Origin of the sequence: Fictibacillus sp. B-59209, assembly GCF_036216745.1 — a bacterium.
GTDB lineage: Bacteria > Bacillota > Bacilli > Bacillales > Fictibacillaceae > Fictibacillus_C > Fictibacillus_C marinisediminis.
Genome location: NZ_JARMMC010000009.1, coordinates 19,159 through 33,153, shown reverse-complemented (window position 1 = coordinate 33,153; position 13,995 = coordinate 19,159). Strand labels below are relative to the sequence as shown.

Sequence of the window (13,995 nt, the reverse complement as noted above, 5' to 3'; positions counted from 1 at the left end):
TGTCTAAATTCCCTTTTAGTCTTTTCCACACAACAACTTTCATACCCGAAATTAGTAACCCTTTTTTTACATCTTCATTGTAAATGAAACCGCCTATAATGTATAGGCGGTTTCATGCAGAGAAATAAAAACGGCATGAGCCGTTTTTATTTTCATATCATTCTTACGCCTTGTTTGAAGAACCGAACTCGCGCATTTTACCTTGAACTGTTTCCTGGATTGCATCACGGGCAGCAGTAAGGTATTTACGTGGATCGTATTTATCTGGGTTGGCAGCAATAAATTCTTTTACTGCATTGAAAGACGCAATTTGGTTTTCAGTGTTTACGTTGATTTTAGCTGTACCTAGAGAGATTGCTTTTTGGATATCGTGTGTAGGGATTCCTGTTCCGCCATGAAGTACAAGAGGAACACCAGTTAATTCATTTACTTCTTTCATGCGGTCGAAGCCAAGGTTCGGCTCACCTTTGTAAGGTCCATGCACGCTTCCTAGTGCAGGAGCAAAGCAATCTACACCTGTTTCGCGTACAAGCTGATCACATTCAGAAGGAATAGCGTATGCTGCTTCAGCATCATCAACTACAAGATCATCTTCCTGTCCGCCGATACGGCCTAGTTCAGCTTCAACTGACACACCGTGGAAGTGAGCAAGTTCTACAACTTTTTTCGTTAATGCAATGTTTTCCTCAAGCGGGAAATGAGATCCGTCAATCATAACGGAAGTGAAACCGGCATGGATTGCTTCAGCACATTTTTGGTAGCTGGAGCCATGATCCAAGTGGATCGCAACCGGTACAGTTACTTTATATTCTTCGATTAGTTCTTTAACCATGCTGACGACAAGTTTAAAACCACCCATGTAACGAGCAGCGCCTTCTGAAACGCCAAGAATTACCGGAGATTTTTCTTCCTGAGCAGCTTTGAGAATCGCTTGGGTAAATTCAAGGTTATTAATGTTGAATTGACCGACAGCATATCCTTCCGCTTTTCCTTTTTCGAGCATTTCTTTCATTGACACTAAAGGCATGTTTCATGTCCTCCCTTTACTATTGGCACAAAAAAACGAAAAAAGAATCATCTTCAATCTTTTTCCGAAAATGCCATATGTTAAACATTAGTTAGTCTTTTTTCAAACCTATTATAGCATACCAATAGCGCTTGAAAACCGCAATAAATCAGGCTTTTTGCGTGCAAGCGCTACCAATGCCGATATGTCAATGATTTGTAGAATTTTTTCTTATCCTGCGCTGATTGGTAATTCTTTCCTCACCGCTGCGCGAATTTCGTCAATGTCGAACGGTTTCGCAAAATGGGTGATGGCCCCGAGCTTTATCGCTTCATGGATCATATCCAATTCGCCATAAGCGGTCATGATGATGACTTGAATGGAGGAATTCATTTTTTTGACATGGCGTAAAATTTCCAGTCCGTCCATCCCTGGAATTTTCATATCCAAAATCACAAGATCCGGTGTTTCCTCTTCAACGATCGAAAGAGCCTGCACGCCGTTTGCAGCCTGAAACGTCTGATACCCCTCTTTTTGAAAAATCTCATTTAAAAGAATCCGAATTCCGTATTGGTCATCCACAATCAATATTTTACTCAACCTGCTCACCTCTGACATAATTTTTTCGATCAATTCCATATTCTAACTAATTCTGTGAATCCTGTCGTTTTCCTGCTGCTTCGAGTGAAATAAAAAAAACAATGCGTTATACTAAACCAAACTACCGAAATGAAGAGGAGATCTTATGTTAAAGATATTTTCCACCCAGCTTAATGGGATTTTTTCTAAAATCCAGCAGGATAATGAATTTGCCTTTGAAGACGCAGCCAGGCTCTTAGCGCAGACTGTCCTATCGCATGGCACTGTCTATTTTACAGGAAAAGATGAGATGGAGGCAGTGTGTGCTGAAGGAATCCATGGACAAGAGGCTTTTTCCAATGCTAAGCGGCTTAACGCTTCAGAGATCAGCGGCTTAACAAGCGTAGACACTGTAATCGCATCTGCCCGTTTTCATGACGATGAGCCTGTCCTCAGCCTGCTTCAGGAAATCAAACAAAACACAGATGCGAGCATCATTTTTCTTGCCTCACGCAAGGAAAAAGGGGAAGAAGCGGCTCCACATTGTGATGCATTTATTGATTTAATGGTGAAAAAAGGCCTTGTTCCGGCTGAAAATGGAGAACGAATCGGCATTCCTTCGGCCATGGCAGGGTTATTCGCCTATCATGCCTTGTTTTTAACCGCAAAGGAGATCCTAGAAGAGTACGAAGATTGATTTACTGGCGGGGATGCAGGATTTACTGTCCAAAAAGCGTAAAATACGAGCCAAAATTTAAATTTACTGTCCAAAATTGCATATTTACTGTCCAAACCGCCATTATGTAAACTAATTACCTTACAAAAAAAAAATTAAAAACAATGAAGGAATATGTCAATATTTGCCGAATTCTCTGTAATAAGGAGGGACGAACGTCCTAATCCTTATCCAGCCCCTTAATAACCTCAACCTTCCTTCGAGCAAGCAAAAGCCTCCTTCATAAGCCCCTTCTTACAAAGTGCTTACAGCCAAGGTCAGCAGCAAGTCAGAGCGCATTCAGCAAAGCATGGCCCTATATTCGTCCACTGTCCTGCGGTCGCCCCCCTCTCAAACCGTACGCGGAGAACTAATTAGGGCCGGTAATGCTGAGTTTCAACCGGCAAAATTAATCTTAAAATCATAAAAAACCCGGCTGAAATCAGCCGGGTTTTCTGTTTGCTATGTCCAGTTTCAGCGCAAAGTGCGCTTACGCTTTTCTTATTAGTTTTTCATTTGCAGAGCAGCTCCGATAAATTCACGGAATAGAGGCTGCGGACGGGTCGGGCGCGAGATAAACTCTGGATGGAATTGAGAAGCGACAAACCAAGGGTGATCTTTAAGTTCGATAATTTCGACTAAACGGCCATCAGGGCTGGTTCCCGAAAATACAAAACCTTCCTTCTCCATTTGGTCACGATATTCGTTATTGAACTCGTAACGGTGGCGGTGGCGCTCATAAACCACTTCATCCTGATAAGCATCATATGCTTTGGATCCTTCGTTAAGCTTACATGGATAAAGCCCTAGACGAAGTGTACCGCCAAGGTCTTCCACATCTTTTTGCTCAGGAAGCAAATCGATAATCGGATACTCGGTGGACGGAAGAAGTTCTGTGGAATGTGCACCATCCATGCCCAGCACATTTCGCGCAAATTCAACAGACGCCAGCTGCATGCCAAGGCAGATTCCGAGGTAAGGAACTTTGTTCTCGCGGGCATACTGGATCGTGAGGATTTTCCCTTCCACACCACGGTCTCCGAAACCGCCGGGAACAAGGATTCCATCTACATCCTTCAGTGTTTCAGCCACATTTTCTTTTGTTACATCTTCAGAGTTGATCCATTGGATATCAATATCCGCATCATGGTGATATCCTGCATGGCGCAAGGATTCAACCACTGAAATGTAGGCATCCTGAAGTGCTACGTATTTTCCGACCAATGCGATTTTTGCTTTTCCTGACAAGTTCAGTACGCGGTCGATCAAGCCTTTCCATTCACCCATGTCAGCTTCTTTGCAGTCCAATTTTAAGTGGTCGCAAACGATCTGATCCATATTTTGTTCTTGAAGGTCGATCGGAACACGGTACAGAGTATCTGCGTCACGTGCTTCAATGACCGCTTTTGGATCAATATCACAGAAGAGGCCGATTTTTTCTTTCATATCGTCAGAGACTGGCATTTCCGTTCGAACGACGATGATGTTTGGCTGAATTCCAAGGCTTCGAAGTTCTTTTACGCTGTGCTGTGTCGGTTTTGTTTTCAACTCACCGGCAGCTTTAATGTAAGGAATAAGAGTACAGTGGATATACATTACATTTTCCGAACCAACATCACTCTTGATCTGGCGAATGGCTTCAAGAAATGGCAAACTTTCAATATCCCCTACAGTTCCCCCGATTTCAGTGATGACTACATCAGCGTTAGTCTCACGGCCCGCGCGGAATACACGCTCTTTAATTTCATTGGTGACGTGAGGAATAACCTGTACTGTGCCACCCAAATACTCTCCTCTTCTTTCTTTGCGGAGAACAGTAGAGTAGATCTTACCCGTTGTAACAGAACTGAATTTATTTAGGTTAATATCAATGAAACGCTCATAGTGTCCAAGGTCGAGGTCTGTTTCAGCGCCGTCATCTGTTACGAAAACTTCGCCGTGCTGATAAGGACTCATCGTTCCCGGATCCACGTTAATATAAGGATCGAACTTTTGGGTAGTTACCTTAACGCCTCTGTTTTTTAACAATCGGCCCAAGGAAGCTGCAGTAATCCCTTTTCCAAGAGACGAAACCACTCCCCCTGTTACAAAAATATACTTTGCCATTCTTTATTCCCCCTCTGGATTTCACAATTAAGTATACCCCTCTGCTTCTGTTTCAAGCAGAAAGGACAATATAGTATAAGAAGCTTAAAATAAAAAAAAACAAAAGTGATTCCTCCCCAATAAAGGGGGCACTTTTGTTTTTATCCGCAAAAAATTATTTATATATACGTTTAGCCCAAAAATGATTTTATCGGCTTTCCAATCGAATGTCAAGGACTAGAAAGAAATTTGCAAAAGTAAGAAATAACAGGAAAAGCGGATGCGTCCTGCTAAAGTCCGACAAGTGCTGGAACTTTTACACAGCAACACGCTCTTTGTGTTAAGGAGTAAGAGTGAAGCGACCAAAGACGAAATTATATTCAAAATTTCGTCTTGCGAGGACTTATGACGAAATGGTGTTTCATATTTCGTCCTGGACGCTGAGCTAGACATTATAAAAAAACAACCCGGCGGGCGCTGTTTTCAGGCTCCACCGGGCAGAATATCTCATATGTGTTACTTGTCTTCTTTATCTTCGTTTTCAACCTCGTATAATTCCTCTTCAGCGGCCTCGTCTTCTTCGTCTTCGATATCTTCATCCAGCTCTTCTTCGCTGTCTTCAAATTCGTCGAAGTCCTCGTCCAATTCCTCTTCGTCCTCTTCGTCATCGTCGTCGTCACTGCTGCTCGCTTTCGCAAACTCATCTTCAACGTCGAGAGCATCGAAGTCTTCTTCATCAAAGTCTTCTTCGAACTCGTCAAAATCTTCATCTTCAGCGACAACCTTTTTGCGTTTCGTTGGCTTGTTCGTGTTCCCAAGCTCTTCTTCACTGCTCTCAATCGGATACCAAGCTTTAAGACCCCACTTGTTGTCACCGAGAGAAACAAAACGGCCGTCGATGTTCATGTCTGTATAAAAATGTGATAGACGGCGTTCGACTGCAGCATCAGATAATCCCTTCATATCTTTAATACGCTGAACTAGCTCATAAAAAGGAACTGTTTGTTTTTCTTCTTTTAAAATTTCAAAAGCGATCTCAACCATGGCCATTTCCACGATGTCATCTTTTGAATAAGATTTGACTAAACTCAAGTTGGCACTTCCTTTCAAATCAATAAATCTATTTATGTTATAGATGCACAAGTTTTGTTCTAGAAGAATTATACTCTTCATTATAAACAAATCTTCCAAGGATATGCTAGATGAATGACATCTTTTTTTTAAAATCACATCACTGCACGGGTGCCTGGCACCATCAATTAACTCAAAAGGTGCCTGGCACCCCCTAAATAGACTAATTGCTACGTAGCATGAAACTTTGGTTCTCTAGCCAAATTCGGCTGGATCGCCATGTTTTTATTCAACGAAGCAATTAGTTTTATTTGGGTGTCAGGCACCTTTGGGTTAACTTCGGGTGCCTGACACCCGTTCGATGATGCCTTTAGTGATGTTTTTGCAACATTGAGTAAGCTAAAAATAGAAAAAGAGGGTTAACCCTCTTTTTCTATTTTTTGTTTTTACATATTTCTACGGTATTTGCCGCCTACTTCATATAAAGCAGATGTGATTTGGCCAAGGCTTGCTACTCTGACGGTCTTCATCAGTTCTTCAAAAATGTTCCCGCCGTTCAAGGCTGTTTCCTGAAGTTTGCGCAGTGCTTGAACCGATTGTTCAACATGCCTGTTTTTGAAATCATTGAGGCTGGCGATCTGCTGTTCCTTCTCTTCCTTCGTTGCCCGTGCCAGCTGCATGTTAAATTCTTCATCTTTTGGAGGGTTGGGATTCAGGTACGTATTGACACCGATGATCGGCAGCTCTCCATTATGCTTTTTCATCTCATAATACATGGACTCTTCCTGTATCTTTCCTCGCTGATACTGTGTTTCCATCGAGCCTAAGACACCGCCCCTTGCATTCAGCCTTTCAAATTCCTGAAGGACTGCTTCTTCTACAAGGTCAGTCAGCTCCTCAATAATAAAGGATCCTTGAAGTGAATTTTCATTGCGGGCGAGACCCATTTCCTTCGTAATAATAAGCTGGATGGCCATCGCTCGGCGAACAGATTCCTCTGTCGGTGTCGTGATTGCTTCATCATAGGAATTGGTATGCAAAGAATTACAGTTATCATAAAGTGCCATCAACGCTTGCAGGGTCGTACGGATGTCGTTAAAATCGATCTCTTGCGCATGAAGCGATCTTCCAGACGTTTGAACATGATACTTCAGCTTCTGGCTTCGCTCATTTGCACCATATTTATTTTTCATTACTGTTGCCCAGATTCTTCGTGCGACCCGGCCGATCACCGCGTATTCCGGATCTAAACCGTTACTGAAGAAGAACGATAGATTTGGTGCGAAATCGTCAATGTTCATACCTCGGCTTAAGTAATATTCCACATAGGTGAACCCATTCGCCAACGTAAACGCCAGCTGTGTGATCGGGTTAGCGCCGGCTTCTGCAATGTGATAGCCGGAGATCGAAACAGAGTAGTAGTTACGCACATTATGGTCGATAAAATATTGCTGGATATCGCCCATCATGCGAAGAGCGAATTCAGTCGAGAAGATACATGTATTCTGCCCTTGATCTTCCTTCAATATGTCTGCCTGAACCGTTCCGCGTACACTAGCCAGTGTCTTGGCGGCAATCTCCTTGTACTCGTCTTCATTCGGACGGCGGCCATTTTCCTGCTCAAATTGTTGAAGCTGCTGATCAATCGCTGTGTTCATGAACATGGCGAGAATGATTGGCGCTGGACCGTTAATCGTCATTGAAACAGAGGTGCTTGGCGCAATCAGATCGAAGCCGTCATAAAGCTTTTTCATATCTTCCAGCGTACAGATGCTGACGCCGCTTTCTCCGACTTTTCCATAAATATCCGGACGATAATCAGGATCCTCGCCGTATAGGGTAACGGAGTCAAAGGCTGTGCTTAAGCGCTTGGCATCATCGTCTTTTGAAAGATAGTGGAAGCGTCGGTTCGTTCGTTCCGGCGTTCCTTCTCCTGCAAACTGGCGCTTCGGATCTTCACCCTTTCGCTTAAACGGGAAAACTCCAGCTGTATAAGGGAAGGCGCCCGGCACATTTTCCTTCATCACCCATTTTAGGATCTCTCCCCAGTCTTCAAACTTCGGAAGTGAGACTTTGGGTATGTTTAAGCCTGAAAGACTTTTGGTTGTAAGCTCTGTGACAATCTCTTTGTCTCTGATTTTTGTCACAAACTCCATGCCGCTGTACTGCTCTCTCAGCTTCGGCCAGTTGTCGAGTGTTTTCTTGGAGTACGGAAGAAGCTTCTCCTCTACTAGATCTCTTGCTTCTTCTAAGGTGGAAACAACTTCACCATTGGCGTTGATCTCTTGGATGGTTTCGATCGAACCTTTGAGCTGATAGCTTTTTCTTGCGTACTTCACTTGTTCATTCATGGTCTTGTAGTAATCTCTCATTGTATAGACAAGGTCATTCAAATACTGGCTTCGCTCACCCGGGATGATCACATTCTTTTTTGCAACTGTTTCTTCAGCCAGAGGCTTGAGCTGCCAGCCTAATGAACATTTATCATTTAAGGTATGGATCAATGCGCGGAACAGGGTATTCGTTCCTTCGTCATTAAACTGGCTCGCAATGGTTCCATATACGGGCATACCATCCAATTCTTTTTCAAACCATTGGCGTGAGCGCTGATATTGCTTCCTTACGTCCCTTAGAGCATCTTCTGAACCTTTACGCTCGTATTTATTGATCGCGATAAGGTCAGCATAGTCGATCATGTCAATCTTCTCCAGCTGTGAAGGTGCGCCAAACTCGCTCGTCATGACATACATGGAGACATCAGAAATATCTACAATTCCAGCATCTCCCTGGCCAATCCCGCTCGTCTCGACGATGACCAGATCATATCCTGCTGCCTTTACAACTGAAAGAGCATCACGAATAGCTGCAGAAAGCTCTGACCGTGAACCCCGTGTTGCGAGACTGCGCATGTATACGCGAGGATTGTAAATGGAATTCATACGGATGCGGTCGCCAAGCAAGGCTCCGCCTGTTTTTTGCTTTGTAGGGTCGATGGAAAGGATGGCTACCGTCTTATCTTCAAATTCATTCACGTAACGGCGCACAAGCTCATCGGTTAAGGAGCTTTTCCCTGCTCCGCCCGTTCCCGTAATACCCAGTACAGGCACGTTTTGCTGCGAGCTTTTCACCTGTTGAAGCACCTGCTCAGCAGTGGCTGCCGTTTCCTTTGGAGCGAACTCCCCGTTCTCGGCTACAGTGATCAGGCGGGCGACCGCACGGCTTTCCTTTTCAGGAAGCTTCTCAAGTTCGTCTGTCAGTTCTGTAACGGTCTGAAAATCGCACTCCTGCAGCATAAAATTGATCATACCCTGCAGTCCGTTGATCCTGCCGTCTTCAGGAGAGAAGAGGCGGGTTACGCCGTAGCTGTGCAGTTCTTTTATTTCCGGCGGAATAATAACGCCTCCGCCTCCGCCAAATACTTTAATATGGCTTGCTCCCCGTTCCTTTAACAAGTCGATCATGTACTTGAAGTATTCAACATGGCCGCCTTGATAGGAAGATATAGCGATCCCCTGAGCATCTTCCTGAATGGCTGCACTCACAACCTCGTCTACTGAACGGTTATGCCCAAGATGGATGACCTCAGCGCCGCTTGACTGCAAAATACGCCTCATAATGTTAATAGACGCATCATGTCCGTCAAATAGACTGGAAGCGGTTACAAAACGGATATGGTTCTTCGGCTGGTACACTTTCGGATTACTCATTTTCCCTTCTCCTCTCAAACAACATAATTACCTGGCTCCGCCTGTAAGGCTGCGGTTCAAAACTCCATATAAAAGCAGATAGGTCTGCATGTTCGTATACTCTTCTAATGTATATTCTTTTCTGAGGCTCCAGCGGCGGAAGGTCCACATTTGGCCGTGAACTAAAATGTTATGGGCCAGAAGCTTAACTTCTTCCTCATTCAGATCCAGTTCACCCTGTTCCACCGTCCGTTTCAGGAGCTCCTCAAAAATGGCTGTCATCTCCAGCTCTTTTTTCAGCACATACGGCAATGCTTCCCGTGACAGTGATTTGGCTTCCTGATACATGACAAGCACTTCATCCTGCATTTCATCGACTACATTAAAATAAACCGCAATCGCTTTTTTTACATGGTCAATGCTGCCCTCTGTCAGGGAGATCTGTTCATGGAGCTTTTCTTTTACCCCTTCATAAATACTGTCACAGACCAGGTATAAGATGTCTTCCTTTGAACGGATATACTCGTACAGCGTTCCGATGCTGAACCCGGAGGCCTTTGCGATTTCCCGGGTTGTTGTTCGGTGAAAGCCGTTTTCCTTAAACAGGTTAACCGCTGCCTTTACCATTTCTCCGCGCCTTTTCTGGATAAGCTTTTCATCTTTTACAAGCGAGGGTACTTCCTTTCTTCCCAAAGCAATCACTCTTTTCTGTCCTGGTTTTTCTCCCAATCCTCGAGGATTTTCTCTGCAGCCGAGTACGGATCAAGCTGCCCTTTCTGCACATCGGGAAGCCATGAATACCCATTGCTTTCCTCTCTCATAAGAAGGGTTCTCATCAGCTCGTAGTGCACGACTTCTATGACTTCCTGTTTCAGGCTGCGGACCCGACGCTCTTCTCCCTCACCACTTTCATCAAGGTATTGGCGGTGGGCACTCAGCTGATCCCATACCTCCTGGAGCCCTTTGTTCTGAACAGAGATCGTCTGAACGATCGGAGGACGGTATGGTGCATCATGTTTCACAAGATCAAGCATTGCTTCAATTTCAGACAAAAGCTTTGGCACACCGGGAAGATCGGCTTTATTGACGATGAACAAGTCGGCAATCTCCATGATTCCTGCTTTGAAAACTTGAACCACATCACCGCTTCCCGGATTTAGTACCACGGCAATGCTGTCGGCAATTTTCATAATATCAAGCTCCGACTGGCCAACCCCCACCGTTTCGATGAGGATCACGTCAAAACCATAAGCATCCATCAGCCGAACGGTTTCCTTTGTTGTCCTGGCAAGACCGCCAAGGCTTCCCCTTGTTCCCATGCTGCGGATGAAAACATCTGGATCTGTAAAGTGTTCACTCATTCTCACCCGGTCACCAAGAATAGCGCCGCCGCTAAACGGGCTGGTCGGATCAACCGCCACCACACCGATCGTCATGCCCTTGCTGCGCAAAAAGGTGATCAGCCGGTTGACGAGGGAGCTCTTGCCTGCACCAGGGGAACCAGTAAGGCCCACATAATGAGCCTTTTTCTGAAGAGTATGAATGTCCTTTAACAGTTCAAGCTTTTCGGGGTGATCGTTCTCAACATAGGAAATGGCTCTCGCAAGCGCTCGTTCATCTTTGTTTTTTATGCGTTCGGCCAAAGGGTGCATTTTTGTCCTCCTTAATCTTTCAGAAGCATTTTGGAAATAACCAGCCGCTGTATTTCCTGTGTTCCTTCATAGATTTGAGTGATTTTCGCATCGCGCATATACCGTTCAACAGGATACTCTTTTGTATACCCGTATCCGCCGAATACTTGCACGGCATCCGTCGTTACTTCCATGGCGATGTCACCGGCAAACAGTTTGGACATCGCGGATTCTTTTCCATATGGGAGGCCTTCGCTTTCACGCCACGCTGCTTGATAGGTTAGCAGTCTTGCAGCCTCTACTTTTGTGGCCATATCGGCTAATTTAAACCCGATTCCCTGATTTTGTCCGATGGATTTTCCGAACTGTTTTCTTTCTTTGGCATAGGTTACAGCAGCATCCAACGCACCTTGCGCGATTCCGACAGCCTGCGCCGCGATCCCGTTCCGTCCGCCGTCAAGTGTCATCATGGCGATCTTAAAGCCTTCTCCCTCTTTGCCGAGCATGTTCTCTGCAGGAACCCTGCAGTCTTCCATAATGAGCTCCAATGTCGGTGATGAACGGATCCCGAGTTTTTTCTCTTTCTTACCGAAGGAGAAGCCCGGTGTTCCTTTTTCGATGATGAATGCGGAAATGCCGCGGTGTGCTGCAGATTGGTCTGTCATCGCAAACACCACATAAATTTCAGCTTCGCCAGCATTTGTGATAAAGATTTTAGAACCATTGATAATGTAATCATCGCCGTCTTTTCTGGCTGTTGTTTTCATATTGGAGGCGTCAGATCCTGAGCCTGGTTCTGTCAGGCCATAGGCTCCCATTTTTTGCCCTTCTGCCATCGGACGAAGGAACTTCTGTTTTTGCTCTTCTGAACCAAATTTAAAGATCGGCCAGCCGGCAAGTGAAGTATGCGCTGATAGTGTTACCCCAGTTGAAGCACAGACACGGGAAAGCTCTTCAACCGCAATGACATACCCAAGATAGTCCCCGCCGATTCCGCCGTATTCTTCCGGCCAAGGGATCCCTGCCAGGCCAAGCTCTGCCATCTTGTCGAAAAGGGCACGGTCAAACCGCTCTTCTTCATCCCTCTCTGCAGCTGTCGGCTCTACTTCCTTTTTTGCAAAATCACGCACCATTTTGCGGATCATTTCGTGTTCTTCAGATAGTTGAAATTGCATGTTCTTTTGCCTCCCAGTTTAATCTTGTAATAAGTGCTTGCTCAGCACGATACGTTGAATTTCACTCGTTCCTTCATAGATCTCACAAACTTTGGCATCCCTGAACAGACGCTCTACCGGGTACTCTTTCGTATAGCCGTATCCCCCGTGTACCTGAATAGCGTCGATCGCCACCTTCATGGCCGTCTGTGAAGCGATCAGCTTTGCCATCGAAGCCTCTTTTTTGCACGGAATGCCCAGGGTACGAAGATTAGCAGCACGGTAGGTCAGAAGTTTGGCCGCCTCTACTTTTGTTGCCATGTCCGCAAGCATGAACGCAAGTCCTTGCTGGGCACCGATCGGCTTTCCGAATTGCTTGCGGCCTTTAGCGTATTCCAGGGAATGCTGAAGACCTGCTTCGGCAATCCCGAGTGATTGTGCTGCAATGCCAATTCTGCCGGCTTCAAGGTTGCTTAATGCGATTTTGAAGCCTTCTCCTTCAGTCCCGAGCAGGTTTTCTTCTGGAATTTCCGCCTGGTCGAAGATAATCTCGCACGTATTCGAACCGTTCAGCCCCATCTTCTTCTCTTTTTTTCCGATCGAAAAGCCTGGTGAGCCTTTCTCTACGATAAAAGCTGAAATTCCCTTTGGTCCCGCTTCAGGGTTTGTCGAAGCAAAAACGATATACGTATCTGCCGCACCCGCATTGGTGATAAAGATTTTAGATCCGTTCAGAATGTACTTATCGCCCTTTTTTACGGCTTTTGTTTTGAGGGCTGCTGCATCAGAACCCGCGCCCGGTTCCGTTAAAGCGAAAGCACCTAAATATTCACCGCTTGCGAGCTTTGGAATAAACCGCTGCTTTTGCTCTTCATTTCCAAAATGATAAATCGGATTGGTTCCAACGCTTGTATGAACAGAAAGAATGACACCAACCGTAGCACTCACCTTTGACAATTCATGAATGGCAATAATATACGAGGTGTAGTCCATCCCTGCACCGCCGTATTCCTCGGGTATGGGAATCCCCATAAGGCCCAGTCCAGCCATCTTTTTTACAACTTCTGTTGGAAACTGATCATTTTCATCCATCATATCCACGATGGGTTCAATTTCTTTCTGTGCAAAATCGCGCACCATTTTTTGCATCATGAGCTGTTCTTCTGTAAACGTGAGATTCACGTTTTATTCCCCCTGTCCAAGCATTCCTGCATCAGCTGTAGGTGTAGAACCCTTTACCTGATTTCTTTCCGAGCCAGCCAGCTTTCACATATTTGCGAAGAAGCGGGCAAGGCCGGTATTTGTCATCTCCAAAGCCTTCCTGGAGTGTTTCCATAATGTATAGACATGTATCAAGACCGATAAAATCTGCCAAGGTCAGCGGCCCCATCGGATGATTCATTCCCAGTTTCATAATTTCATCGATAGCTTCCGGTTCAGCCACTCCTTCATAGAGTGCAAAAATAGCCTCATTGATCATCGGCATCAGGATTCTGTTGGAAATAAAGCCTGGAAAATCATTAACCTCAACAGGCACCTTGCCTACCTGTTTCGTCACGGTCTCAATGACGTTATATACCTCGTCACTTGTTTGCAGTCCGCGGATGATTTCAACGAGTTTCATCACCGGGACCGGATTCATAAAATGCATGCCGATCACACGTTCCGGCCTTTTCGTTACAGCTGCAATCTCAGTAATAGGAAGGGAAGAGGTGTTACTCGCCAAAATGGCATGTTCCGGCGCCATCTCATCAAGCAACTTAAACATCTGGGTTTTGACATCCATATTTTCTACCACTGCTTCAATGACCAGGTCTGCATCTGCTGCGTTTTGAATGCTCGTTGAAGGGTGGAGGCGTTCTAAAACAGCCTCTCTTTCTTCGGCTGCCATTCTTCCCTTTTCCACCTGGCGAGAGAGTTGCCGTGAAATAGAATCCAGTCCTTTTTGTACAAATTCTTCTTTAAGATCGTGGAGAAAAACCTTGTAATTTGCCATTGCACATACTTGAGCGATTCCTGAGCCCATTTGTCCGGCTCCGATTACCATGATGGTCTTGACGTTCATTCT

Annotated in this window: 11 protein-coding genes; 1 reads left to right on the top strand and 10 read right to left on the bottom strand. The window is 45.2% G+C overall.

Annotation, left to right across the window (positions count from 1 at the left end):
• Positions 1–163: 163 nt before the first annotated feature.
• Both fba and P4361_RS07300 read right to left on the bottom strand, forming a co-directional pair.
• Positions 164–1,027 (bottom strand): class II fructose-1,6-bisphosphate aldolase, encoded by an 864-nt coding sequence (fba, locus tag P4361_RS07305; protein ID WP_053356440.1) that lies wholly within the window; start codon positions 1,025–1,027, stop codon positions 164–166.
• 210 nt (positions 1,028–1,237) lie between these two features.
• Positions 1,238–1,606 carry a response regulator gene (locus tag P4361_RS07300; protein WP_369795851.1) on the bottom strand — a complete coding sequence of 123 codons (369 nt, stop codon included), beginning with the start codon at positions 1,604–1,606 and terminating at the stop codon, positions 1,238–1,240.
• Between the two features lie 145 nt (positions 1,607–1,751).
• On the opposite strand from P4361_RS07300, the gene P4361_RS07295 reads away from it, so the two are divergent.
• On the top strand, positions 1,752–2,282 hold the full coding sequence (locus P4361_RS07295; protein ID WP_328088823.1) for a DUF2529 family protein: 531 nt from the start codon (positions 1,752–1,754) through the stop codon (positions 2,280–2,282).
• A 522-nt stretch (positions 2,283–2,804) separates the two neighbouring features.
• On the opposite strand, the gene P4361_RS07290 is transcribed toward P4361_RS07295, so the two are convergent.
• The 8 genes from P4361_RS07290 to P4361_RS07255 form a co-directional block, all read right to left on the bottom strand.
• Positions 2,805–4,406 (bottom strand): CTP synthase, encoded by a 1,602-nt coding sequence (locus P4361_RS07290; protein ID WP_053356438.1) that lies wholly within the window; start codon positions 4,404–4,406, stop codon positions 2,805–2,807.
• Positions 4,407–4,901: 495 nt separating this feature from the next.
• Positions 4,902–5,477, bottom strand: a complete 576-nt coding sequence (gene rpoE, locus P4361_RS07285) for a DNA-directed RNA polymerase subunit delta (RefSeq protein ID WP_328088822.1) — start codon at positions 5,475–5,477, stop codon at positions 4,902–4,904.
• Between the two features lie 425 nt (positions 5,478–5,902).
• Positions 5,903–9,163: a fused isobutyryl-CoA mutase/GTPase IcmF gene (gene icmF / locus P4361_RS07280; protein WP_328088820.1), complete on the bottom strand. Its 3,261-nt coding sequence runs from the start codon at positions 9,161–9,163 to the stop codon at positions 5,903–5,905.
• Between the two features lie 27 nt (positions 9,164–9,190).
• Positions 9,191–9,835 carry a TetR/AcrR family transcriptional regulator gene (locus P4361_RS07275; protein ID WP_062238486.1) on the bottom strand — a complete coding sequence of 215 codons (645 nt, stop codon included), beginning with the start codon at positions 9,833–9,835 and terminating at the stop codon, positions 9,191–9,193.
• A gap of 5 nt (positions 9,836–9,840) precedes the next feature.
• Positions 9,841–10,794 carry a methylmalonyl Co-A mutase-associated GTPase MeaB gene (gene meaB / locus P4361_RS07270; RefSeq protein WP_328088818.1) on the bottom strand — a complete coding sequence of 318 codons (954 nt, stop codon included), beginning with the start codon at positions 10,792–10,794 and terminating at the stop codon, positions 9,841–9,843.
• An 11-nt stretch (positions 10,795–10,805) separates the two neighbouring features.
• Positions 10,806–11,948, bottom strand: a complete 1,143-nt coding sequence (locus P4361_RS07265; RefSeq protein ID WP_062238266.1) for an acyl-CoA dehydrogenase — start codon at positions 11,946–11,948, stop codon at positions 10,806–10,808.
• Between the two features lie 18 nt (positions 11,949–11,966).
• Positions 11,967–13,109 carry an acyl-CoA dehydrogenase gene (locus tag P4361_RS07260; RefSeq protein ID WP_328088816.1) on the bottom strand — a complete coding sequence of 381 codons (1,143 nt, stop codon included), beginning with the start codon at positions 13,107–13,109 and terminating at the stop codon, positions 11,967–11,969.
• Positions 13,110–13,140: 31 nt separating this feature from the next.
• Positions 13,141–13,992, bottom strand: a complete 852-nt coding sequence (locus P4361_RS07255; protein ID WP_328088815.1) for a 3-hydroxybutyryl-CoA dehydrogenase — start codon at positions 13,990–13,992, stop codon at positions 13,141–13,143.
• Positions 13,993–13,995: the final 3 nt, after the last annotated feature.